The organism is Idiomarina piscisalsi (genome assembly GCF_003987095.1).
Taxonomy (GTDB): Bacteria; Pseudomonadota; Gammaproteobacteria; order Enterobacterales; family Alteromonadaceae; genus Idiomarina; species Idiomarina piscisalsi.
In genome coordinates this window covers 104,165-128,161 of sequence record NZ_PIQA01000006.1, presented here as the reverse complement: position 1 = coordinate 128,161, position 23,997 = coordinate 104,165, and the positions used below count along the sequence as shown (strand labels likewise).

The 23,997-nt window shown below is 47.5% G+C and carries 19 protein-coding genes; 11 read left to right on the top strand and 8 right to left on the bottom strand.

The window, feature by feature from the left end:
• The first annotated feature begins 10 nt into the window (after positions 1-10).
• Both CWI73_RS08620 and CWI73_RS08615 read left to right on the top strand, forming a co-directional pair.
• Positions 11-628 (top strand): trimeric intracellular cation channel family protein, encoded by a 618-nt coding sequence (locus CWI73_RS08620; RefSeq protein ID WP_126752403.1) that lies wholly within the window; start codon positions 11-13, stop codon positions 626-628.
• 2 nt (positions 629-630) lie between these two features.
• Positions 631-3,978: a PAS domain-containing hybrid sensor histidine kinase/response regulator gene (locus CWI73_RS08615; RefSeq protein ID WP_126752402.1), complete on the top strand. Its 3,348-nt coding sequence runs from the start codon at positions 631-633 to the stop codon at positions 3,976-3,978.
• Here CWI73_RS08615 and CWI73_RS08610 read toward each other — a convergent pair.
• Together CWI73_RS08610 and CWI73_RS08605 are read right to left on the bottom strand one after the other, a co-directional pair.
• Positions 3,943-4,599, bottom strand: coding sequence for a response regulator (locus tag CWI73_RS08610; RefSeq protein ID WP_126752505.1), 657 nt, complete (start codon positions 4,597-4,599; stop codon positions 3,943-3,945). The genes CWI73_RS08615 and CWI73_RS08610 overlap by 36 nt on opposite strands.
• Before the next feature lie 102 nt (positions 4,600-4,701).
• Positions 4,702-6,909 (bottom strand): TonB-dependent receptor, encoded by a 2,208-nt coding sequence (locus CWI73_RS08605; RefSeq protein ID WP_126752401.1) that lies wholly within the window; start codon positions 6,907-6,909, stop codon positions 4,702-4,704.
• A gap of 215 nt (positions 6,910-7,124) precedes the next feature.
• Between CWI73_RS08605 and CWI73_RS08600 the strand changes: the two genes are divergently transcribed.
• The 3 genes from CWI73_RS08600 to CWI73_RS08590 are packed head-to-tail and all read left to right on the top strand — an operon-like array spanning position 7,125 to position 11,244.
• On the top strand, positions 7,125-8,417 hold the full coding sequence (locus CWI73_RS08600; protein WP_126752400.1) for a GntP family permease: 1,293 nt from the start codon (positions 7,125-7,127) through the stop codon (positions 8,415-8,417).
• 23 nt (positions 8,418-8,440) lie between these two features.
• Positions 8,441-10,069, top strand: coding sequence for a long-chain fatty acid--CoA ligase (locus CWI73_RS08595; protein WP_126752399.1), 1,629 nt, complete (start codon positions 8,441-8,443; stop codon positions 10,067-10,069).
• A complete protein-coding gene (locus tag CWI73_RS08590; RefSeq protein WP_126752398.1) occupies positions 10,066-11,244 on the top strand; it encodes an E22 family MetX-like putative esterase in 1,179 nt (392 codons plus the stop codon). Before CWI73_RS08595 ends, CWI73_RS08590 begins: the two co-directional genes overlap by 4 nt.
• A 12-nt stretch (positions 11,245-11,256) precedes the next feature.
• On the opposite strand, the gene CWI73_RS08585 is transcribed toward CWI73_RS08590, so the two are convergent.
• Both CWI73_RS08585 and CWI73_RS08580 read right to left on the bottom strand, forming a co-directional pair.
• Complete coding sequence (locus CWI73_RS08585) at positions 11,257-13,008, bottom strand: TIGR03545 family protein (RefSeq protein WP_126752397.1); 1,752 nt, start codon at positions 13,006-13,008, stop codon at positions 11,257-11,259.
• 2 nt (positions 13,009-13,010) lie between these two features.
• Positions 13,011-13,517, bottom strand: a complete 507-nt coding sequence (locus tag CWI73_RS08580; protein ID WP_126752396.1) for a DUF2062 domain-containing protein — start codon at positions 13,515-13,517, stop codon at positions 13,011-13,013.
• 131 nt (positions 13,518-13,648) lie between these two features.
• On the opposite strand from CWI73_RS08580, the gene CWI73_RS08575 reads away from it, so the two are divergent.
• Positions 13,649-15,112 carry a RimK family protein gene (locus tag CWI73_RS08575; protein ID WP_126752395.1) on the top strand — a complete coding sequence of 488 codons (1,464 nt, stop codon included), beginning with the start codon at positions 13,649-13,651 and terminating at the stop codon, positions 15,110-15,112.
• A 16-nt stretch (positions 15,113-15,128) separates the two neighbouring features.
• Complete coding sequence (gene rimI / locus CWI73_RS08570) at positions 15,129-15,590, top strand: ribosomal protein S18-alanine N-acetyltransferase (protein ID WP_126752394.1); 462 nt, start codon at positions 15,129-15,131, stop codon at positions 15,588-15,590.
• Here the strand turns inward: rimI and glpQ are convergent.
• Both glpQ and CWI73_RS08560 read right to left on the bottom strand, forming a co-directional pair.
• Positions 15,565-16,584 carry a glycerophosphodiester phosphodiesterase gene (gene glpQ / locus CWI73_RS08565; protein WP_126752393.1) on the bottom strand — a complete coding sequence of 340 codons (1,020 nt, stop codon included), beginning with the start codon at positions 16,582-16,584 and terminating at the stop codon, positions 15,565-15,567. The two genes, rimI and glpQ, sit on opposite strands and share 26 nt — an antisense overlap.
• Positions 16,577-17,629, bottom strand: a complete 1,053-nt coding sequence (locus CWI73_RS08560; protein WP_126752392.1) for a cysteine synthase A — start codon at positions 17,627-17,629, stop codon at positions 16,577-16,579. Before CWI73_RS08560 ends, glpQ begins: the two co-directional genes overlap by 8 nt.
• A gap of 215 nt (positions 17,630-17,844) precedes the next feature.
• Between CWI73_RS08560 and CWI73_RS08555 the strand changes: the two genes are divergently transcribed.
• From CWI73_RS08555 to cfa, 3 genes are all read left to right on the top strand, one after another.
• Entirely contained in the window at positions 17,845-18,183 is a 339-nt protein-coding gene (locus CWI73_RS08555) for a P-II family nitrogen regulator (RefSeq protein ID WP_053953691.1), read from the top strand.
• Between the two features lie 11 nt (positions 18,184-18,194).
• On the top strand, positions 18,195-19,382 hold the full coding sequence (locus CWI73_RS08550; RefSeq protein ID WP_126752391.1) for an ammonium transporter family protein: 1,188 nt from the start codon (positions 18,195-18,197) through the stop codon (positions 19,380-19,382).
• A 71-nt stretch (positions 19,383-19,453) separates the two neighbouring features.
• Positions 19,454-20,569, top strand: a complete 1,116-nt coding sequence (gene cfa / locus CWI73_RS08545; protein ID WP_126752390.1) for a cyclopropane fatty acyl phospholipid synthase — start codon at positions 19,454-19,456, stop codon at positions 20,567-20,569.
• Here the strand turns inward: cfa and CWI73_RS08540 are convergent.
• Positions 20,566-21,639, bottom strand: a complete 1,074-nt coding sequence (locus tag CWI73_RS08540; RefSeq protein WP_126752389.1) for an AI-2E family transporter — start codon at positions 21,637-21,639, stop codon at positions 20,566-20,568. The genes cfa and CWI73_RS08540 overlap by 4 nt on opposite strands.
• A 169-nt stretch (positions 21,640-21,808) precedes the next feature.
• On the opposite strand from CWI73_RS08540, the gene CWI73_RS08535 reads away from it, so the two are divergent.
• Positions 21,809-23,425 carry an EAL domain-containing protein gene (locus tag CWI73_RS08535; RefSeq protein WP_198675171.1) on the top strand — a complete coding sequence of 539 codons (1,617 nt, stop codon included), beginning with the start codon at positions 21,809-21,811 and terminating at the stop codon, positions 23,423-23,425.
• On the opposite strand, the gene CWI73_RS08530 is transcribed toward CWI73_RS08535, so the two are convergent.
• A complete protein-coding gene (locus tag CWI73_RS08530; RefSeq protein WP_126752387.1) occupies positions 23,418-23,996 on the bottom strand; it encodes a gamma-glutamylcyclotransferase in 579 nt (192 codons plus the stop codon). The two genes, CWI73_RS08535 and CWI73_RS08530, sit on opposite strands and share 8 nt — an antisense overlap.
• Position 23,997: the final 1 nt, after the last annotated feature.

Sequence of the window (23,997 nt, the reverse complement as noted above, 5' to 3'; positions counted from 1 at the left end):
TATACCGCACATGGAACAGATATTCTACTGGACAGATCAGGCTGGTGTCGCTGTTTTTGCGATAGCTGGCACATTATTAGCGTTTCGTAAGAAAATGGACGGCTTTGGTGTCATTGTTCTCGCCTCTGCGACTGCTATTGGCGGTGGAACGATTCGGGACTTAATACTTGGCTTGCCGGTGTTTTGGACGCACGATGAAGTTTATCTGTACACCATTTTAACCGCTGCGTTACTCACCATTGTGTGGTTAAGATTTAAAGCCTACATACCCATGACAACGCTACAAATAGCGGATGCTTTCGGGTTAGCCTTTTTCGCAGCCATGGGCACCGAAAAGACACTAGCTGCAGGCTTCTCCCCATTTATTGCCGTTATTATGGGTACAATATCAGCGTGTTTCGGCGGCATGCTTCGCGACGTTTTAGCACGCGACATACCTATGGTGCTAAAAGGCGAACTTTACGCTACGACCTGTCTGGTTGGCGCTACGGTATATGTGTTACTGGTGCCATTCCAACCACTTATTGCGCTCGCCGCCGGTATGTCAGCAACATTAGTCATACGCTTAGGCGCTATTAAATATCAATGGTCATTGACAGTGTTTCGTGACCATCAGGATCATTACTAGCCATGCTGAGTATTGAGGTTACGGTATTTGCTGCTATTGCGTACCTCGCTGTTCTGTTCGTTATTGCATACAGAGGCGATAAATCCTCAACGAATACTGTAAAACCTTACCGTTACTCTCTCGCTCAAGGCGTTCATTGCACTTCATGGGCCTTTTTTGGCACTGTCACCCAATCTGCCTACTACGGCTGGGCATTTGCTCCAACCTATATTGGGGCGATTATCGTATTTTTGCTGTTACACGGTGTTCAGTTAAAACTTCTGAACTATTGTAAGCAGAAAAACATAACGTCTATCGCCGATTTAATAGGCACTCGATACAGTAAATCTCCGGTTTTAGCGGCAGCCGTTGCTTTAACGGCCTTTGTTGCTGTTGTCCCTTATATATCTCTGCAACTACGGGCAGTTACCTCCAGTTTTGCGGCCGTCACTGGGTTCGACAATAGTCCGCTGTGGCTTTCAGACCTGTCATTCTTAGTTGCTTTATTCATGGTTGGGTTCGGTTTTTTATTTGGTACGCGCCGACTTAGTCTTGCAGAACAGCACTCTGGATTAATGGACGCTATTGCCTTCGAGTCAATCGTCAAACTTGTCGCTTTTGTTATTGTTGGTTTGTTCGTAAGTTACAGCCTTTTTGACGGGCTAAGCGACCTTTTTAGAGCCAGCTTCGAAAACCCAGTCACTCGCGATGTTTTGACCGGTGAAGAAGGCGGGGGTTACGTATTTACAGTGCATATCTTGCTTGGTGCGCTGTCCATGTTTTGCTTACCACGGCAGTTTCATGTCAGTTATGTAGAAAACACTCACCCCGACGAGTTAAAAGTAGCTCGCTGGGCTTTCCCTCTGTATTTATTCAGTATTAACTTTTTCATTTTGCCTATCGCGCTGGGAGCGTTGCACTTAGCCCCCGAGCAGGCGGCTAACGACACGTTTTTATTAAGCATTCCGCTTATCAGCGAGCGACCCGATATTACACTAGTTGCATTTATTGGCGGCTTATCTGCCGCTACCAGTATGGTTATTATCGCTTTGCTCGCACTCAGCATTATGATTTCTAACGACGTAGTTATGCCCATTTGGCTGCGTCTGACAAAAAGCCGGCTGCGCCAGTTTAGCTTCACGCCTAAGCGAATCTTGAGAATACGACGGGTCACCATTGTCATTGTAATGCTAATGGCATACCTCTATTACCAAGTGACTATCGACTCAATGCCGTTGGTTAACTCAGGGCTTTTATCGCTTGCACTGCTCGCTCAGCTGGCTCCCGGCATATTAGCTACGGTTTTATGGAAGCGCGCTTCTCAAACCGGTGTTTTCAGCGGTCTTTTCGTCGGTACCTGTGTTTGGCTAACGCTACTGCTTATTCCTTCAATTGGGTCGAACTCGCGGCTAACCGATATCGACATTGCCAACGGCGTACTTTTAAGCCTTGGCCTTAACCTTTTGTGTTTCACTCTTTTTTCACTTCTGTCGAAACGACGCACTAATGATAGTCAGCTCACAAGCAGCAACAGCGAATATATTAACCAGCCAGTTATCGCCTGGGGAACAGTACATTCACTCTTGACTCGCTTTTATAATCAACAACAATTGCAAGCCCTTCACGAGCGCCTCAATATCGACATCCAGAGCATCAATACAGATGCTCTGGTTCCGGCTCCGGTGCTTATACGTATTGAACGAGAGCTTTCTGCCATTATTGGTACCTCTGCTAGTCGCCTTCTTTTAGATACCGTTTCCAAACAAAACGACGCACCCGTATCAAGCATGGTCGACTGGGCAACAGAAGCTTCGAAGCTCTATCAGTTTAACCGTGAGCTACTTCAATCCTCCGTTGAGAATATACCGCAGGGCATTAGTGTCGTTGACCAAGATCTTCGGTTGGTTGCGTGGAACCGTCGTTATTTAGAGATTTTTGATTACCCCGACGGCCTGGTCAGAGCAGGAATGCCAGTAGAAGAACTTTTGCGATTCAATGCCCGACGCGGTCTGCTGAGTCGTTCGGACGGAGCCAGCACCGATGAAGAAATAGAAAAGCGCCTGGATTACCTACAGGCTGGTAGCGCGTACCGATACCAGCGCCAGCAAGGTGACTTGACCATAGAGCTACAAGGCAACCCTATGCCCGGCGGCGGCTTTGTTACTACTTACAGTGACATTACCGAGCGTATTGAGGCGCAGAAGCAGCTCCAGCGAATCAATCAAGAACTGGAAGAGCGCGTTGACGAGCGAACAAAACAGCTATTAAAGGCTAAGCTCGCTGAGGAAGAAGCCCATAAAAGCAAGTCACGCTTTTTTGCCGCAGTCAGCCATGATCTTATGCAGCCTTTTAATGCAGCCAGCCTGTTTTGCGAAATGCTGCAATCGCGGCTGTCGCAAGATCAACAACCTTTAGCAACAAACATTCAGCGTTCGCTGGAGCATGCCGAAGAGCTGCTCACTATGCTGCTTGATATGACAAAACTCGACTCTGGAAACTTACAGCCCGACTATCAGGAGGTTGACCTGAACGCGGTGATAAAACCACTGGCGGAGCGTTATCAATTTGTCGCTGAAGAGAAATCAATTCTCTTTAAATATCACCCGACATCGGCTGTTATCAACAGCGACAGAAAGCTTCTGACACGCATATTGCAAAACTTATTATCGAATGCCGTAAGGTACACTGAGTCAGGCCGCATAGTAATAGGAGCCAGGCGTCATGGTAATACAGTCAACGTTTGGGTTATTGACACAGGCACAGGCATTCCTAAGCATAAACAATCAGAAATATTTAAAGAGTTTCACCAGCTACCTTCCACTGGCGATAACCCGGGACTTGGGCTAGGGTTATCTATTGTTAAGCGTATGTGCGAACTGCTCAATATAAAGCTCGATATGCGCTCTACCCCAGGGCAAGGCACTGCATTCAAACTCTCTTTACCGGCCGTGCGGTGGGAGTCGAACAGTAAACAACCTAAACTTCGGGAAGCGGTAGAAAACTCACAACCGCTGGCTGGAATGACGGTATTGGTCATCGATAACGATAAACGAGTGTTAGAAGCAACCTCTCAACTTATGACAGACTGGGGCGCCAAAGTAGAATCAGCGGGCGGTATAAATGACATACGCCATTTAGCCAAGTGTGACTTGATTCTGGCTGACTACCACCTTGACGACGGAGTTACTGGTATCGATATCGTTAGAAAACTGAGAGCTCTCTGGAATACTCAAACGCCAGCCATTATTAATTCGGCCGACCCTGATGAGTCACTACGAGAAGAAGCGTTAGAAGTGGATGCTTACTTTATTCCGAAACCCTTGAAAAGCGGAGCTTTAAAGCGACTCATCCGTCGTATCCGGAGTATCTAGCATCTCCCGAAATAGAATGCCCGCCTGAGTTCGGTTAACGCATCCCAACTTACGTAAAATAGCTGATGCATGCTGCTTTATTGTCGTTTCCTGTACGCCCAACTCGTAAGCGATTTGTTTATTCAGCAAACCGTCAGCGATGCATTGAAGTACTTTAAATTGCTGTGGTGTTAGCTGCTCAAGCTTGTTCGCAAACTCTGTCATATCCTCACTGGCTGACAAATCGATGTTACTCATACTTTCCGGTAACCAATTGTACCCGGCTAAAACCGTTGATACCGCTACCTGCCACTGCGGCAGAGGAACTGACTTAGGTATATAACCGCTAGCCCCCAGCGCCATAGCCTGACGAATGACTTTTGTATCCTCATTTGCTGACACAATGACCACTAATATGTCTGGATACTGACTACGCAGCACCGATAAGCCTGTGAGTCCTTTGTTACCCGGCATTGAAAGGTCTAGAAACACAATTTCGACTTGAGGCTGCTCTTGTAATAACTGTTCGAGCTGCTCGAAACTGGAAACTTCGATGATGTCGCTGTCAAGACTTTCACTTAAAGCCTGCTGCATTGCAGCCCTAAACAACGGGTGGTCGTCAGCGATGATTGCTCTGGCCATATTTTTATTATTATTCGGTAAGGTGTCTTTCATGACCATGCTATCGACTTAGAGGAAAAAAGCCAGTATTACCGGATAACCGGCAATACTGGCGAGCGGGAGTTAAAAACGATAACCGACCGATAGAGATACGGTGCGCGGGTCACCGTAGTAACCGGTTACGATATTTTCTCCAAAGGTTGAGCCAAAGTTATACCCAGACAAGCGATATTCTTCATCGAAAACGTTCTTCGCATGCAGACCGACAGTCCAGTTCGACGCGTTCGAGTACCATACTAAGCTGGTATTTACGAGAGAATATGAGTCCTCATCCAACGGCGATGGCTCTTCGAAAATTTGCGTTTCATCGCGATAAGCGACGGCTCCAGACCAAACCAAGGCGCCATTTCCCAGGTTAAACTCTTGGTTAAAGCCTAAATTTGCAGTCAACTCAGGCGTGTTTGCAAACGACCAGCGGTTAGAAACATCCTCAACTTGCTGCGTCGTTGGGTTGAATACTGCCACTTCGTCAAATTCAGCATTGATGTAACCAATTGAACCGGTAAAGTTCAAAGAGTCCGTTGCTGCAAAGGTACTTTCAAGTTCAACACCTTTAACGGTTGAATCCGCCGCGTTCAGGACTTGCGAAGACACCCCTGTTGGCACGGCAGTTTGTACAGTGACCTGCATATCCTGATAGTCTGAATAGAACGTTGACAGGTTCGCTCTCAAGCGTCCATCCATGAACTCACTTTTCACACCAATTTCGTAAGTATCTACTGTTTCAGGATCATAAGGGTCACGGGCACTTGGGTTAATTGAGACGTCCGCTCGCATATCAACACCGCCTGATTTAAAGCCGTTGCTGTAACTTGCGTAGAACATCAAATCAGGGTTTGCCTGATAACTAACGCTGGCATGCGGTGAAAACTTACTCCAATCCGCTTTTGTCGTGAAATCAGAGTTAACCGCGATAGGGTCTGCAGCGTAGTCATTACGGTCCAGAAATTTCACGCCAGCATAAGTGTAACGGTAAACATCAGCTTCTTTTTCATCGCGAGTGTAACGCCCTCCTAAGGTAAACGACCATTGGTCATCGACATGGTAAGTTGCCTGTCCAAAAGCGGCCTGACTTGAAGTATCAACACAGCCACCGTTATCAATCGTTAGACCCAACATGCCTAGCACTGTACCGAATACCCCACAGGCTTCGCCTTCATAGAAGTAAACCCCACCAACAAAGTCCATGCGATCATCACGATACATGAACTGGAACTCCTGAGTTGTTTGGTCGTCTTCATAAATAGCAGGAACCAGAAGAACCGGATTTACCGTCGAATCAAAGTCAATGTTCGTGTCAGTGTAACCTTCCCGGTAAGCAGTAACTGATTTAAACATCCAGTCGTTATTGATGGCCCAGTCGACCGTCATTGAATAACCTTCGGTTTCCACTTCGTTCCAAGTGGGCATAGCAGTATACGAGTCGTATACATCGGTTAAACGCGGCTCATCACTCAATACCGACTCTTGCTCTCTGTGACCCCCTCGGGAATTGGAGTCGTCTTTTGTCCAGTCGGCAGCAAATTTAACATTAATGTCTTTGTTTACTAGCCACTTAGCATTTAGCCGCCCTGTCATTAACTCTTTATTGTAGTTTTCATCGCCCGTGTTAACGAACTCGCCGAAGCCATCTCGGTTTAACGTCGCAAAAGCACCGCCGACGTAAAAGTTATCGGCCAGAGCCGTCTGCCCGGAAACTTTCAAATCTCTTTGGTTATAACTGCCAACCGTGCCTTTCACTTCAAACTCGTTATAACCAGTCAGTTCACGTGTGACGTATTTCATCGCACCACCGATGGTATTCTTGCCGTAAAGTGTTCCCTGTGGACCACGGAGCACTTCTACGCGCTGAACGTCAAGCACCTCTAAAACTGCGCCTTGAGGACGAGCAACATAAACATCGTCGATATAGATACCAACGCCAGGCTCAAATCCCCAGAGTGGGTCCTGTTGACCAACACCTCGAATGTAGGCCGTTAATGTTGAATTAGTACCTCGGCTGACTTGAAAGGTTGTATTCGGCATTTTGAACTGAAGCTCAGTAATGTCTTCAATACCACTTTGCTCCAACTCTTGTTCGCCGAATGCACTCACGGAAACCGGCACTTCTTGCAGGCTCTCGTTGGTTCGACGCGCGGTTACTTCAATGCGCTCCAGTTTACCTTCATCGACTTCAGCTTCTTCGTTTTGCTGTGCTAAAGCCGCCGGACTCCCCAGCAACGTAGCTACCGCTGCTGCAATCATCGATTTCTGAAATTTGGGCTGTTTCATGGTTGTTCCCCTGACAGATAATGTCGTTTGTATTTGTTATTTCCGTTTACAGCAATTTAACGGTTCAGAGCTATGGTTGCTCATTAAACTAGCGCAAATTGTTAAAATTGTGATCTGTACCATAGTACTATATGGTCAATTTCCTTAATAACGCAGAATACTTCCATGCAACGATTCAGAGCATGGTCCGTTTTTCATTCGTTGCGAGGTAACTCATGTTAAGTATGATTGGCCTGATTGGCGGCTTAGTGCTGCTTATCATACTCACACTACGGGGGATGAACCTGTTTATCAGCGCCCCTCTTTGCGCCGTTGTCGTTGCTTTATGCAGCGGCGTACCATTATTCACAGGTGACGTGAACTTTGTCAGTGCCTATATGGACGGCTTTGCCAGCTTTGTGGCGGCCTGGTTTTTTATGTTCTTACTCGGCTCTATGTTCGGTAAGTTTATGGAAGACACTGGAGCGGCCGACAGTGTTGCGCGCTGGATCATCAACAAGTTAGGCCGTAAGCAAGCGGTGCTCGCTGTAGTATTGGCCTGTGCGATTCTGACCTACGGCGGTGTCAGCGTCTTTGTAGTAGCGTTCTCAGTTTATCCAATGGCGCTCAGTTTGTTTAAAGACGCGAACTTACCTCGTCGCTTTATTCCCGCTGCACTGGCCTTTGGCTCTGTCACTTTTACCATGACCTCTGCCGGCTCACCGGAAATTCAAAACTGGATACCGGTTAAATACTTGGGTACCTCGCCTTATGCCGCCTGGGAAGTAAGCCTGGTAGTTGCTGTGTTAATGGCAACCTTTGGTTACTGGTGGCTTAAGAAAATTATTAATAAAGCCATAGCAAACGGTGAACAATTTGAAGCGCGTGAAGGCGATCCAATACTACTTGAGCGCGAACTACCTTCACCGATAAGCGGATTAATTCCACTACTGGTTGTACTTGGACTGTCCTTTACCTTTCACGATACCTTGCAGCAAAACGCTTTAATTGTTGCTTTGCTGGGCGGTGTTATTGCCATTGCGGTCATTAACTTCAAACATTTTCATAAGCCACAAACCGCCATTCATGAAGCCACAACCGGCGCCTTGGTGGCTATAGGTAACACCGCCGCGGTCGTGGGGTTTGGGAGTATTGCCAAGATAACCCCGGCTTTTGATACTGCCGTGACCGCTATGACCAATCTACCGGGCAATGAATTAGTCGGCGCTGCCGTTGCTGTGAGCGTTATTGCGGGTTTGACCGGTTCGGCTTCCGGCGGACAAGCGATTGCCCTGCCCGAAGTAGGACCTCATTACATGGCGGCCGGTGTTAATCCTGATCAGTTGCATCGAATTGTTTCAATCTCCTCAGGTGCGCTGGACTCCCTGCCACACAACGGCTATGTGGTTACCACTATTCGCGCTATTTGTAACGAGAAGCACAGTGCCGCCTACTGGGCTGTAGCTGCCGTGACCGTTGTTGTGCCGTTAATGGGTCTGGCCGTGGCCATTGGCTTATTCATGTTGTAACCCAGTAGTAAGGGGATTTGACCATGTTAGGAAATATGATGAAACGGCCACTGCAAATTATCGACTTACTGAAATTTGCAGCAAATCGCCACCCTCGACAGGAAATTGTCACCCGCCGGCTGGAGGGTGACATTCACCGGTATAACTATGCTGACTGCTGGGAAAGAAGCGGGCAATTAGCCCACGCTTTAAAAAATCTGGGCGTACAGCCCGGCGAGCGCGTGGCCAGTCTGGCCTGGAATACTTACCGGCATATGGAGCTTTATTACGCTGTCAGTGGCAGTGGCGCTGTTATGCATACGGTAAACCCACGCTTGTTCGGTGAACAGATAGCCTGGATCCTAAACCATGCTGAAAGCGGGTGGGTCTTTGTTGATCTTAGTTTTGTCGAACTACTGGAGTCCATTGAGGACGAGCTGCCCGGGGTAAAAGGCTTTGTAGTGATGACCGATCAAAACCACATGCCGAATACCAAACTTAAGAATGTGCTTTGTTATGAAGAGCTTTTAGCGTCAGAGCCTAAAGACTATGACTGGCCAGACGTTGATGAAAACAGCGCGGCGCTCCTTTGTTATACCTCGGGCACTACAGGCAACCCCAAAGGCGTACTGGCCTCACACCGCGCCATGGTTTTGCACGCGCAGGCAACCGTCAGTGCCGACATGCTCGACCTACGCAGCGATACCGTACTCATGCCTATGGTCACTATGTATCACGTAGCCGCCTGGGGCGCGCCCTACGCCGGTCCTTTGTCCGGTTGTAAGTTAGTGTTCACTGGCGACGGAACATCCGGCGAGGCAATGGCTGACATGATACGCACAGAAAATGTCACTGTGGGTTTAGGCGTACCCACTATTTGGCTCACTTTGCACAATTATTTGAATGACAATAAGCTGGATATCCCATCACTGCAGCGCGTTTGCGTAGGAGGAGCAGCCTCTCCTATGGGGCTGGTTAAAACTTACGACAGAGAGTACGACGTTTACTGGCAGCCTATTTGGGGTATGACAGAAACCGGTCCGCTGGTTCATTCGGTGCCGCCGCAGGCAGACATTATTAACCGGCCTAAAGACGAGCAATACCAACTGCAGACAACGGCTGGCCGCCCGGTTTTTGGTATTGAACACCGCATTGTTGACGCTGAAGACAACCCATTACCGCATGACGGAGAAACACGTGGCGAATTGCAGGTTCGTGGACACTGGATTGCTTCGCAGTATTTTCGCAATGACGACTTAAGTAGCTTCCCGGATGGATGGCTGGCTACGGGTGACATCGCGGTTATTGATCCCGAAGGCTTTATGAATGTGGTTGACCGCAAAAAAGATGTGATTAAAAGCGGTGGCGAATGGATAAGCTCTCTGGATATCGAAAACATTGTCAGCCAGCACGAAGCGGTTAACGAGTCCTGTGTCATTGGTGTTAAACATCCGAAATGGGACGAGCGCCCGCTATTGCTGGTGGTACTGAATAAAGGTCACCAGCTATCCAAACAAAACATTAAAGACTTTTTAACCGGCAAAATTGCCCGTTGGTGGATGCCCGACGACGTGGTCTTTGTCGATGAGTTGCCCCATACCGGCACCGGTAAGCTGGTTAAAAATAAATTGCGCGAGCAGTACCAAAATTACTTACAGGAGAATGTGTCATGACACGATTATGGACAACGGTTATTAGCATTGCGGTATTGCTGATTAGCCTACCGTTAGCAGCCGAGCAATGGGTAGAGAAAAAGACCTTTAGCATGGACAGTTATACCACTCACGGCGGTGAAACCATTAAAGACGTAAAAGTGGGCTGGGAGTCTTACGGCACACTTAATGAAGCAAAGGATAACGTCGTGCTTATTACCCACTTTTTCTCCGGTAACAGTCACGCCGCTGGCAAATACAGTGAGGATGACCAACAGGCCGGCTACTGGGATTCTATTATTGGTCCCGGCAAAGCCATTGATACCGATAAGTACTATGTTATTAGCGTTGATTCGTTAGTCAACGCTTACCCTAACCTTCCTAATGTCATTACCACCGGTCCTGCCAGCATTGACCCGGATACCGGAAAGCCCTACGGTTTAGACTTTCCGGTGGTGACCATACGCGACTTTGTGAATGTGCAAAAAGCGCTACTGGAAGATTTAGGCATTAGTAAACTGCATGCAGTAGTCGGCGCTTCTATGGGCTCATTACAGGCCATTGAATGGGCAGCGGCTTACCCGAACTGGGTTGAGCGTATGGTCTCTGTTATTGGTGCCGGCTCGTTAGACGCCTGGACTATAATGGGCCTGGAACAGTGGGCACAAGCGATTAAGCTGGACCCTAACTGGAAAGGTGGTGACTACTACGACAGCGACGCGCCTTTAGACGGCATCACTATGGCACAGGCCATGATCACCCATGGTGCGATGCATCCGGAATACATTAATCAGGCCGTACCGAAACAGGAAACTCTGCCTGAAAAAGGCCTTGAGTCCGTTACTCATGAACTGCCGGCTGTGGAATGGTTATACGCTGCCAGCCGTGCGCGTGCGCCACTGGCAGATGCCAACCATATTCTTTATCTGGTGCGCGCAAACCAGCTGTTTGTTGCCGGGCATCAGGACACGTTAAAAGACGGATTAAAAAACATTTCCGCAAAAACCTTGTTTTTGCCATCCAGTAACGACCTGCTGTTAATGCCGTACATGGCAGAAAACACGGCTGAACAACTTAGAGAAATGGGTAAAGAGGTTCAGTACGAAGAAATTAATGGTCCCTGGGGACACTTGAACGGACTGTTTTCTATTCAACAAAAAGCCGAGCTACTCAGCGAGTTTTTAACCACTGAGTAACTCAGTTGAAGCTTAAGAGTCGCCGAACAGGCGGCCCTTAAGCTTATCTTTCAGACTGTCTTCAATTTTAGACTTCAGTAACTCTTCCAGTTTCTGATCTTTCTCACCTGATTCGCTGTTCCATTGCGTCAGGCTTTGTAGCAGCTCTTCCTGACCACCTAACTGATCAGATACTTTCGCCGTTAAGTCTGCTTTAATGTCTGCCAGTTTGCCGTCAGCCTCTGACATGGCGGTATCGGCCAGTAAACTGCCCAGTTGATCATCCAAGTCCGAGTCAAAACTCAGCGAAGGACTCTGAATATCGCCCGTAATGTTGGTCGCAATGTCCAAACGCTGTAACTGGCTAAGCGCACTGGCAATAGCATTGGTCAGTTTGCTGGAGCCGCTGGCATCCATGTCCAGGTTCAGCATTCTGACCATGGCGTTACCATCAAGCTTGTTTTCTCTGACTAAAATAGTGCCGTCACTGTCTAGCAATGAGGAGACAATTTGGGCGCTCAACTCCGCACTTTCACTCAATCCAAGGTTCTGTAACTGCGCACCTTTTAACTGCCATTGTTGCTTGGCATCAATACCCAAGTCTGAGAGCGAGAGTTCGCCATTTAAGTTAAACGCCTTCCAGAGTTCACTGTTATCAGCACGCGCCTGGTAAGTCGTTGGCTGCCCCAGTAAATTGTGCTGATGAGTAATATTCTGCCAGTCAACATCAATGACGGTGCCCGCCACCATAAACTCAGTACGCGCCTTTTTAATCAGAAATTCCGGTGGTGCGTCTTCCTCGGCAAAGGAGATACTTTGCCCTTCTCCACGCACCGGTTTAACGGTTTCTGAATTATCTGACCGCGCCAGCATGGGCCCCAGTTGCTCGTAGGCCAGCAACAAGTATTGACTCCATTGCTTCGCCTGTTCACCCAATAGCAGGCCGGTCACGTTCTGTAAGCCCTGTCCGTCCATACTAAAAAATGACTTAATTCTATCAATGTCATTGCCCGGCGCGTTTTTCAGCTCTGTGACTTGTGTTTGCAGCACGTCTTTCGCTTCTGACACTCTGTTCCGGAAGTTTGCTATAGCTTCTTTGTCTTTACGAATAGACTCTTTAAGTTCGTCTAAGGCCTCTTTGCGCGCTGCAATAGCTCCTAAGTCTTTAACATCGCCTTCGGTTATTTCTTTTATCTTTTGCTCGTACTCTTTAATTTTATCTTCACTCGGCAAAGCGTCTTTCGCTGCGATAACTTGCTGCTTCTGCTTCTCATACGCCGCTTTTGACTCTTCAATAACTTTGTCAGTACGAAGGTTTACCTGAGCCATAATCTCATCGGTCGACGGCAGTGACATTTTTAAGTCTTCCCAGGACTGGCCGGCCCACTGCTTCATGTCATCTTCTGACGGCAGAACGTACACCTCGCCTTCACTATCACGCTCTTGATTGACTCTTATGCCAGTCATGGTCAGCTGTTCAATAAGAGTGCGCCCCAAAATGAGTTCTGTCGGACTGATATCGGCAGACGCTTCCCCCACTTGCACCCGGTTATGCGTTGGTTGCTGAGGATTTGTCACTTGCACACCTTTTATGCGTAACGCCAGTGGCGACCAGCTGTGCTCAACCTGCTCAATATTAACTTCAGCGCCATTTAAGCGCCCGAGTGTGTGCTCCAAAGTGACTTTTATAATAGAGTCCAGAAATAACCAGGAAATAGCCACCAACAGCAGCACAAATCCAGCAAATACGGCCAGCCCAGGCCAACGAATAATACCCCGTTTCATAATTACCCCCTAAGACTCGAGTAAATTTGCCAGAACCGGCTGCCTTTAATAATTTGCACAACTCGCAGTTTCATAAAGGCTTTTTGAATGCGCTTACGATAATTTGCCACGACAAAATAGCTAATCGCAGCAACGAAAGGAGCGGCCAACAAGCTGAAAATGACACTCCCCATGGTTATGGTGTGGTTAAACATAGACAACCGCCCTACCGCACTGGCATAAGCGGCTTCGTAGATACCCTGCCAGCTTGAAGCATTAAGAATACTCAAACCCATGTCGTGGAACACCGGATCCAACAGGTAGGCAACACCCGAGAACACACCAAAAGAAACCAGGAATAAGCTTAAATTGACCCGAAAAATAAGGGCCGCGAGAATAATAATGAGGTTATGGATCCGCCACAGTGGCGTCAGACCAATGAACATTCCTAAAACCACTGCTAAGGCCAGTGCCCAGGGACTGGTCTCTGAGTTCAACGCCTTTAGCAGCTTAGCCAAAATTGTCAGCATTTATCTGACTCCTTTCATAGCAAAAAAACAATAAAAATCTGCTTGTTATCCGTTATCTTTCTAATATAGTGTCAGTTGCTTTTAATAAGCAAATAAACTCGTGGGTTTTACACTTTTTATATCAGGACATCATGCAAACTCAGGCTCACGTCATTATTGACGAGATGGTCGATTGGCAGCCATATTACCCTAGCCAAAGCTTACTTAGCGCAAGTGAGTACTTGCAAACTACTCACTCGAATTCGCGTCAAAGTATTTTAAACCTCTGTAACGACTTATCTTACTTGTCGACCGGCTACTATGTCAGCCTATTAGCGGAAGCCCGCGGCCAAAAAGTCATTCCGTCAGTTGCCACTATTAACGATGTGAACAACTTTTCACACTATCAGTTACTCATTAATGCGACCGACCGATCACTTCTGCGTTACCTGCAACAGTCCGACAAGAAATCGTTATCCTTACTTATTTGTTTCGGTATGTGCAAAGAAAAAGCGCTGACAAACTTTGCCCGGCAGATTTTCGAGCGCTACCCATGCCCAATATTACGAGTACAGCTTGAGTTTAATGGTCGCTGGCACATTTCAGCTTTGCAGGCCGGTGCCCTAAACCAGTTAGACGACAACGAGCAAAGCTTTTTCGGTAATGCTTTGGATCAGTTCAGTAAACGAGTTTGGCGTAAAGCTCGCTCTCGTAAGGAGCTGCGCTTTGATCTGGCCATATTACACAACCCGGACGAGGCTATTCCTACCTCTGACAAACGCGCTCTAAGCCAATTTATTAAGGCGGCAAAAGAAGCGGATATCGACGCCGAGTTAATAACCGCAGACGACTTCAACCGTTTGCTGGAGTTTGACGCGTTATTTATAAGAGAAACCACACGAATTAACCATTACACCTACCACTTTGCTAAAAAGGCAGAAGCCAACGGTATGGTAGTGATAGACCATCCTGACGCTATTGTTCAGTGCGCTAATAAAGTGTTTTTGAAAGAGCTGTTAGACAAACACAAAGTAGCCACACCAAAAACTAAATTACTACTGAGCCAATCCGACATTGACTATAAAGCTATTGGCGACTCTTTAGGCTACCCGGTGGTTTTAAAAATTCCTGACGGTTCATTTTCTATCGGTGTCGAGAAGGCAGAAAACCTCGAGCAGTTACAAGCGACTGCGGAATCATTATTTAAACAGTCGACTATTTTGCTGGCACAAGAGTTTATTAAAACGGACTACGACTGGCGTATCGGCGTACTGAATAACCGGCCTATTTATGCCTGTCAGTACTTTATGGCACGTAATCATTGGCAAATTTATAACCATAAAGAGTCATCTTCTCGCGCTAAAAGCGGCTCGTTTACAACGTTGGGGGTGCATCAGGCACCTAAAGATGTGGTTCGCCTGGCATTACAGGCAACCCGGTTGATTGGCGACGGTCTATACGGTGTCGATATTAAACAAACCGAGCGCGGCCCTGTGGTAATAGAGATTAACGATAACCCGTCCATTGAATACGGTGTGGAAGATCTACACCTGGGATACGAACTTTACCGCCTAATTATGGCGGACTTTAACCGCAGGCTCGACGAGCGCAAGTAAAATCAGGTAACTCACAGTGAATGTCAATGTCGAACGGGCTCAACTTTCAGACCTGGACAACTTAGTCCGGCTGGAACGCGCGACCTTTAATTACAGTTGCATTAGTCGTCGTAGCTTTAAGCACTTAATAAGCTCTGCAACGGCTTACTGCTGGGTAGTGCGAGACGGAAATAGACTGCTTGGTTATGCGCTGGTACTGACCCGTAAAAACAGCTCGGTGTGGCGGCTCTACTCCATTGCCGTAGCGCCAGAAGCGCGCGGCAAAGGTATTGGCCAGAAGCTTATGGATGAGCTTATTTCATGCGCTCGAAAAAGCCAGGCGAAAGCTCTTTCATTGGAGGTTAAATCAGACAATAAAGCCGCAATAGCCTGGTATCAGGACTGCGGCTTTGAAACTATTGATGTTCTCGCGAACTATTACGATGACAGCTCTGATGGCTTAAAAATGCGCTTTACTTTTGATCCGGAAAGTCCGTAAACGCTCCTTCAACACCGGCGGCTCTCAGCCACTGTCGCAATTGTGAGTGAGACTCTACGCCTTCAGGTAAGTCATCCGCGCGCAAGGTATACACATGAACATCCAGACCTTTTTTGTCGGCCGTGTCTAACACTGTTGACCATTGGGGCTGCCCCTCTTTTACGCCTTCCAGTGCGTGACTCAACCAAAGACCAATGCCCTCGGCATAAGACTTCACTGCTTCCAGTCCGGCACTGGTACGCATGGAGCTGTAATCCACATCGCTCATGCCCCAGTCGTTATCACCAATAAGCTGTATAAGCGGTTGCTCCCAGTTAAACTCACGTTTCAATCGGCGTAGCACTTCCGGGTCGAACGACTGCAAATAAATAGGAGTCGCCATGATGTCGTGATAACCATTTTGAGCCAGTACCGACATAACCGCCGCCGTCGAATCATAACCTTGTTGCTGATACCAGCGCGGTGATTTTATCTCAACATAAATACCTGTGTTTTTCTCACGAGTTCGGTTCAGTTCATGAATTAACTTGAGTTGCTCGTCCAAGGTTTGAATGGGAAAGCGAACCTCAGTATTTGCGAAGCGCTTAGGATATACCAGCTCATAGTCCTTATGCCGTGGCGTTATTGACAGCTGTTTTAACTCAGCAAGGGAAAAATCCACCACATAATAATGGCCATCGGGACGGTGCTTTTCCGGAAATACCTGGGAAACATCGGTAATGTAATCCAGCACTTCGTCATGCAGCACAACAGGCACACTGTCACGGGTTAACTGTATGTCTTGCTCAATATAGTCTGCGCCCATTGCATGCGCCATAACGGTGCTGGCTTGCGAGTGCTCGGGTACATAACCCGATGCTCCCCGGTGTGCAATGTCTATAAACTGCGGTATTTTCAGGTCGGACAGTGACCCTTGCTGCGGCAGAACTTCTGCGGTTGCTGAAGAAACAATAACGCCCAGAAAACTTACCGCATAGACAAGTATTTTAGTCATTATTCCAGCTCACATTTAACACCTTATCGCCCAATGAACGATAGCGCTCAAACAATGCGTCTATCGGCTCCGGCTCAGTGCTCAACTCCCGGCCTCGAAGGTATTCCGGGTTATACAATTTACTGGCTGAACGTTCACCTAAGTCACAGGCGAAAGTCACAATACGTTGTCCAGCCCCTTTTTTCAGCGCTGCCGCTAAAGCAGCAGCAACATTCAGGGCAGAGCTGCTGCCGAGTACAATGCCGTCATGGTCGCGTACGTAACGGGAAATAGTCACTAAGTCCTGGTCCGGTAAGTTAACCGCATGGTCTATTTTTGCCTGCTTAAAGTTTTCCACTAAGCGCATAATACCGATGCCTTCAGTCATCGACCCGCCGTGTGATACATACTCGCCGGTTTTCAGAAACTCATAAATGCCAGAGCCGTCAGGGTCTGCCAGCCACACATCAATGGTCGAGTCCTGCTCTTTGAAAAACTTAGAATTACCGCCAATAGTACCGCCTGTGCCTGCCACCGACACAAAAACGTCGATATTGCCGTTCATTTGTTCCCAAATTTCGGGCGCAGTGTGCAGGTAATGCGCCCGTGCGTTACTGGTATTTTCAAACTGATTCGCCCACCAGCAATCATCGCGCTCTTCGGCTAAACGACGTGCCGTATGGTAAAAGTGGTTTTCATTTTTAAAAGGTACCGGGTCCACTGCCATCAACTCACCGCCATGCAAGCGTATCATTCGCTCTTTTTCCGGGGTCTGGTCATTAGGCATCACCGCCAGCATGTTTAGCCCGTAAGCTTTAGCAACGACAGCCAAACCAATGCCAGTGTTACCCGCGGTACCCTCAACGACGGTCATTCCCGGCTTCAGCTCGCCACGTTCCATGGCATCTTCAATAAGCTGCTTTGCCGCACGGTCTTTAATAGAGCCGCCCGGGTTTTGAAACTCGCACTTCAGGAATATGTCGCACCCTGTCAAATCCGACAATGACTGAATACGTAAGAGATCGGTCTGCCCAATTAAGTCACTCTGACGTTCACCTACCAGCATGGCTAAACCCTTTAATCATTCAATAGTGTTGGTAAATAGTATCTCTTCTGAGCACACCGCATCAATAGAACTTTTTGGTGCAATGCACCCGCTTAGTGCAGGTTTCCGCTTTAATAAGCTCTTAAAAATAAATTTAACCTTAAAAATCAACACGTTGTTTTTTTGGCATGGTTCGTGAAAGGCAAAGTTAACACTGCATTAACAAGGTAAAGCCCATGAAAATGATCATCGCATTAATTAAGCCGTTTAAATTGGACGACGTGAAGGAGTCTTTATTCGAGATAGGCTGCCAAGGACTAACCGTATCGGAAGTCAGAGGTGTTGGTCGTCAAAAAGGACACACCGAACTTTACCGAGGCGCCGAATACACCGTTGATTTTCTCCCTAAAATTCGTATCGAAATTGCGGTTAGTGACGCGCAGCTAGAGCGAGCGTTAGAAGTCATTCAGTCAGCGGCGCAGACCGGCGCCATTGGCGATGGGAAAATTTTTGTCACCCCTTTAGAGCATTGCATACGCATTCGCACTGGAGAAACGAACGAACAAGCTTTATAGAGGAAGCACTCATGGAATCTCAACAGCACTTAGCGCAACTGCCTTATGTTTTAGACACTTTCTTTTTATTAATCTCCGGCGCCTTTGTTATGTGGATGGCGGCGGGCTTCTCTATGCTTGAAGCCGGTTTGGTCAGAGCTAAAAACACGACAGAGATACTGACTAAGAATATCACCCTCTATGCTTTAGCCTGCCTCAGCTATTTGTTTATTGGTTATGCCATCATGTACCCAGATGCCGCGCCAACAGCCCACGCAGCTGACGCCGGCTTCTTTTTCCAAATGGTGTTTGTTGCCACCGCAATGTCTATTGTTTCGGGCGTTGTTGCAGAGCGCATGAAACTCAATAGTTTTTTACTTTTTTGTGTTGCATTAAGCGCCTTTATTTACCCAATCCAGGGCGCATGGAGCTGGGGTGGCGGTTTCCTGTCAGAACTTGGCTTCGTTGATTTTGCCGGTTCAAGTATTGTTCACCTAACCGGAGCATCCGCCGCTTTTGCCGCTGTTCTATTACTTGGTCCACGCTTGGGCAAATATTCTAAATCAGGTGCCGTAATGGCCATTCCAGGCGCTAATATGCCACTGGCCACTTTGGGAACTCTGGTTTTATGGTTCGGATGGTTCGGCTTTAATGGCGGCTCTCAGCTTGCATTAAGCTCTACCGCGGATGCCAATGCTATTGCTTCCGCCTTTGTGAATACCAACATATCAGCAGCGGGAGGAACGGTCGCGGCCTATTTGTTTACCAAAGTCTTTTTTAAAAAGGCTGACCTCACGATGATTCTAAATGGCGCCCTCGCAGGCTTAGTTGCTATAACAGCACAACCCGTTACTCCACCAAGTTGGCTGGCGGCCATTGTTGGCTTTACGGCAGGAATACTGGTTGTGCTATCCATTATTTTTCTGGACAAACTGCATATCGATGACCCTGTTGGGGCTATTTCAGTTCACGGGGTGGTGGGAATATTCGGTACCCTGGTCGTTCCAATCAGTGACTCGGGGGCAACTCTGCTTAACCAGTTGATAGGAGCATCCGTCATTCTGGTCTGGGGCTTTTTAACGAGCTTTGTCCTTTGGGGGTTACTAAAATTCACAATCGGAATAAGGGTCACCAAAGAACAAGAGTATGCGGGCTTAGATAAAGTGGATTGCGGCGTGGAGGCTTACCCTGAATTTATTCGCTCTCCGGAAGGACAGTGACTACTCATTGTCAGGGTTATAGCTTCCTGTTAAGTTAATGCGACATTTCTGGAAAGAATGGACCAAATGTTATGGCAACCTCTAAGGCATATGTTGAGGAATTATTAGCCAAGGCCGATATTCGCATTAACGGAAACCGCGCCTGGGATATGCAAGTTCATGACGAGTCTGTTTTTGATGAGGCTCTTTCGCGTGGCAACCTGGGACTTGGTGAGTCTTATATGGCTCGGCTGTGGGACGCCGAGTCACTGGATCAGTTCTTTTTTAAGCTGCTGCGCTCCGGTATTCAGGACGAAGTAAACCCTGCCCGGCTCATTTTTCACTCTCTGAAAAGCCGCTTATTTAACTTACAGGACAAGTCGCGTGCCTGGAAAGTCGGACAACACCACTACGACATGGGTAACGACCTGTATCAAGCCATGCTTGATGACAACATGGTCTATACCTGCGGGTATTGGGAAAAAGCGGATAACGTAGACGACGCACAACGTGACAAACTAGAGCTATGCTGCCAAAAGCTGGGACTGAAACCGGGCATGACGGTGCTGGATATTGGTTGCGGCTGGGGTAGCTTCATGAAATACGCTGCTGAAAACTATGGCGTGAAATGTGTGGGCGTCACCATTTCTAAAGAGCAGGTGGCACTGGGCGAGAAACGCTGTGAGGGGCTACCTGTCGAGTTCCGTTTACAGGACTATCGTGACTTAAACGAGCAATTTGACCGGGTGATTAGCCTGGGTATGTTTGAACACGTTGGCCAGAAAAACTACGACGACTATATGGATGTCGCATTACGCTGCACCAAACCGGACGGCCTTTTCCTACTACATACCATTGGTAAAAATGTCAGCGATACCGCCGCCGACCCATGGATTAGCAAGTACATATTCCCTAACGGAGAAATTCCTTCTATTTCTCAAATTGGGCAGGCGTTGGAGCAGAAGTTTGTCTGCGAAGATTTTCATAATTTTGGTGCTTATTACGACAAAACCCTTATGGCCTGGTTTGAGAACTTCGATGCCGCCTGGCCTCAACTGAAAGCACAGTTTGACGACGAGTTTTATCGTATGTGGAAGTACTATCTGCTTTCCTGTGCAGGCGCTTTTCGCGCCCGCGACATTCAGCTTTGGCAGTGGGTATTGTCGCCTAAAGGTCAGCTCGACGGTTATTTAAGACCGCAGCTTTAACGCTGCGGTTTATCGTCTTCATAGACATCGGTGGTATTAAACTCGGACATAAACAGCTGCCAAAACACCAGGAATAAAGCGGCAATGAGAGGCCCTAAAACGAAGCCGGTAATACCAAATAATGCAATACCGCCCAGCGTTGAGAACAGCACTAAATAATCCGGCAGTTTGGTGTCACGGCCCACTAAAAGAGGACGCAGTACATTGTCGGCCAACCCAATAACAATTGCACCGTACGCCACCAAAATAGCGCCCGCAATCCAGCTTCCGGTTGCAAACAAGTAAACCGACACCGGCAACCAAACCAAACTCGCGCCTACCGCCGGTATTAATGACAAGAACGCCATCACTACGCCCCATAAAATAGGACCGGGAATACCAAGCAGCCAGAATATCAGCCCACCTAATGCGCCCTGAACCATAGCGACAACAATATTGCCTTTTACGGTGGCTCGAGTGACCTCCGCGAACTTTTGAAATAGCTTGCGCTCACGCTCGTCACCCAGTGGTAACGCCTTCATCAAGACATGTAGCAACTGCTTACCGTCGCGAAGCAAAAAGAAGGTCAAATACAGCATTAGTGCGACGCTCATAATAAAAGCGAAGGTGTTTTGCCCAATGCTAAGTGCTTGCTCCGCCAACATTCGGCTTGCCGTCACAGCAAATGATGACAGGCGCTCTCTAACGTCGGCTGGCGTAATATCAAACTGAGCCAGTAAGTCATTAATAAAAGGAAATGCGGTTCTAATTTCTTCGAAAAACTCACCCGGGTTGACCTTGCCTGAGTCAAGCTTTTGATAAAAGCTTAGCCCTTCCTGAACAAACGAATAAGCAATGCCTAACACCGGTAACACAACAATGAACAAGGCCACCATCAAGGTACTTAAAGCCGCTCGGTTCGGCTTGTCGCCAAACACACTTTTGAGCTTTTCATGTAACGGGAAAAAGATAACAGCGACCGCGCAGGCCCAAAAAATGGCGCCCCAAAACGGCTGCAACACTAGCGCGAACGTAACACTTACCAATCCCAGCGCTAGCACAAATGAGCGCCTTTCCAGTGACTCTCTCACGGTACCCTCCATAGGGAAAAATAGCTCTACTTGACAGTAGATAACATTAAACACACTCTAAAGCGAGGTAATAACCTATCAACATAACACGATATTATAAGTAGGAATAATGGTAACCTTCTCAAAAATAAGCCGATTTTTTCAATTGGCACTGATTAGGGCATTACGAATGCAGGCGGAGAGCGTATTCATCGCTAGCTTCGTTTTACTGGTTCTTAGCGCTGCGATAGTAAGGTTAGTTATCAGCTCTGGTGGATTACCCAGTATTTATAGTTCACTCATTTATATTCCTCTGGCTATTGTCGGTCTACTATTCGGTTTTAGAGCGGGCCTCTTATTTGGAATCATCACCGCGATAGTCATGGGGCCTTTTGCCCTTTCCTCTCCATTCATCAGCGATAACTTAGTGTCAACTGGGTGGGTCTTTTTGCTGATGAGTTGCACCTTTGTTCCGGTTATCACCGGTTTGGTCTCAAGCACATTAAAAACCACTCTCCGCCGAGAACAACACGCTAAGTTCCGCCATCAAGAAACGGGACTGCCGAATATCAAAGCATTGCTAGGATATTTTAAAAGCTTGTCTAAAAACCCCCGTTTAAGTGATGAATCCCTGTTTGATATTATTGACATTCGCCTAAAAAACTTCGACGACATTCAACAAAAAATAGGCACCGAGAAAGCTCACAGGCTGGTCAAGTTGATGGCCAAGCAATTGAGTGAATTGTTAGGTAATCAGGTTCACTTTGGACAAGCTTCCGACAATGAACTTATCGGCGTGCAGCATGCTGCAGAAAAAGAAAACCACAACGTTCAGGATAACCTGAAAGAGTATCTGCAAAAAGAAGTTCAGGCGGAAGATGGTACGTCCTACCAACTCGATCCCAGCGCCAGTATTCTGCGGGTGAATAAGCGACAATTAACAGAAAGTTCTCAAGAGGTACTCAAGCGTTCACGCGACCGCGCCTATCGGGTAAAAGACACCGGCGATATCCTGTCATTTTTTGATGAAAGCGAACCAGCTCAACAACAGTCAAGTTTTTCAAAGCAGTTTAAAGACGCCCTGATCAATAATGAAATATCGTTACTTTATCAGCCACGATTAAGCACCGTCACCGGGCATTTTGAGACGTTAGAGGTATCGAGTCGATGGCTCCATCCAACCAGAGGCGACATTATTTTTAGCGAGTTTGCCTCAATGATTAAAGAAAACCAGCTAACGAAAGATTATTTAATGTGGATGATTGAGTCGTGTTTTGCGGACTTAAGTCAATTGACTCAGGAGCAACGGCAACCTAAGGTCTCTATCGATATTTCTCTGGGCGAAGACGTGGAGCCCAATGTTTTATACGCACTGGCGAATAAAATACAAACAACGGATTACCCGCCCACTCGTATTTGTATAGAAGTTCTGGATTCAGCATTGATGAACCTTACCCCTAAAACACGAACTTATTTAGAAAAGCTGCATAATATTGGCTGTAATATTATCGCGGACCATTTTGGCGAAGGGTTTTCCACCATTCAATCACTTTTTAAACTACCGGTGGATGCCATAAAACTTTCTGACGAATTGATACACTCAGCCGCATCGAACAGCGATGCCAAACGTCAGCTCGCCTCAATTGTCAAGATAGCTCATGCTAAAGGTCTTCGAACCATTGCGACGGGCGTCAACAGTAAAGAAAAACTATTGCTACTCAAACATATTGGTTGTGAAGAACTGCAAGGCTCTGTTTTGACCCCCCCAGTTCTCAAAGAAGCTCTTCCGTGGGAGCGAATTAAATAATATCCTGCGGCTTTTGATGGCAAAGTTTTTGATAAATATCGGCTACGTGGGGGTCATGAACGCCTAGCTGTTCCAAAGCCAGTTGCAACTTCACTAAATACTCGCTATTGGGTCCGCTGGGACCTGACGCTTGCCCGATATGCTCGGCCAACTCTTTACTGCTAGCTGGCCCTAAGAAGGCCTCGTTGTCCTTAGTTGCAATATAGACGAGCCCTTCATGCTGGCTGCCGTCTCGAAACGTCATAGGTGTGGTAAAGCGTAAATAACCGTTTTTCTCACGATGATCCAAATGCTCGAACACGTCGGGCGTGACTTTGTAGGCCATACCCGTACATTTTTCTCCTGGCGTTTCTATTAGTGTCAAAACACGACCTGGCGCATCCGGTGTACCACGGTGGTCGTGTGACCCCTGCCAAAAACGTCGCGACCAACCTTCAATGTAAGCCGGTGCGCGCTCTAAGTAAGGAAAGTCGACCTTGTAAATCAACGACCCATAGCCGAACAGCCAAACCTCGCTATGACCACTTAAGTCGTGACGTTTCTTGTTTTCGGCTATGGTGTTTTGCGACATA

Bases quoted from the DNA above. Each gene is read 5' to 3' on its own strand.
- CWI73_RS08620 (WP_126752403.1), top strand. From the start codon at position 11: ATGGAACAGATATTCTACTGGACAGATCAGGCTGGTGTCGCTGTTTTT.
- CWI73_RS08615 (WP_126752402.1), top strand. From the start codon at position 631: ATGCTGAGTATTGAGGTTACGGTATTTGCTGCTATTGCGTACCTCGCT.
- CWI73_RS08610 (WP_126752505.1), bottom strand. From the start codon at position 4,599: ATGGCCAGAGCAATCATCGCTGACGACCACCCGTTGTTTAGGGCTGCA.
- CWI73_RS08605 (WP_126752401.1), bottom strand. From the start codon at position 6,909: ATGAAACAGCCCAAATTTCAGAAATCGATGATTGCAGCAGCGGTAGCT.
- CWI73_RS08600 (WP_126752400.1), top strand. From the start codon at position 7,125: ATGTTAAGTATGATTGGCCTGATTGGCGGCTTAGTGCTGCTTATCATA.
- CWI73_RS08595 (WP_126752399.1), top strand. From the start codon at position 8,441: ATGTTAGGAAATATGATGAAACGGCCACTGCAAATTATCGACTTACTG.
- CWI73_RS08590 (WP_126752398.1), top strand. From the start codon at position 10,066: ATGACACGATTATGGACAACGGTTATTAGCATTGCGGTATTGCTGATT.
- CWI73_RS08585 (WP_126752397.1), bottom strand. From the start codon at position 13,008: ATGAAACGGGGTATTATTCGTTGGCCTGGGCTGGCCGTATTTGCTGGA.
- CWI73_RS08580 (WP_126752396.1), bottom strand. From the start codon at position 13,517: ATGCTGACAATTTTGGCTAAGCTGCTAAAGGCGTTGAACTCAGAGACC.
- CWI73_RS08575 (WP_126752395.1), top strand. From the start codon at position 13,649: ATGCAAACTCAGGCTCACGTCATTATTGACGAGATGGTCGATTGGCAG.
- glpQ (WP_126752393.1), bottom strand. From the start codon at position 16,584: ATGACTAAAATACTTGTCTATGCGGTAAGTTTTCTGGGCGTTATTGTT.
- CWI73_RS08560 (WP_126752392.1), bottom strand. From the start codon at position 17,629: ATGCTGGTAGGTGAACGTCAGAGTGACTTAATTGGGCAGACCGATCTC.
- CWI73_RS08555 (WP_053953691.1), top strand. From the start codon at position 17,845: ATGAAAATGATCATCGCATTAATTAAGCCGTTTAAATTGGACGACGTG.
- CWI73_RS08550 (WP_126752391.1), top strand. From the start codon at position 18,195: ATGGAATCTCAACAGCACTTAGCGCAACTGCCTTATGTTTTAGACACT.
- cfa (WP_126752390.1), top strand. From the start codon at position 19,454: ATGGCAACCTCTAAGGCATATGTTGAGGAATTATTAGCCAAGGCCGAT.
- CWI73_RS08535 (WP_198675171.1), top strand. From the start codon at position 21,809: ATGCAGGCGGAGAGCGTATTCATCGCTAGCTTCGTTTTACTGGTTCTT.
- CWI73_RS08530 (WP_126752387.1), bottom strand. From the start codon at position 23,996: ATGTCGCAAAACACCATAGCCGAAAACAAGAAACGTCACGACTTAAGT.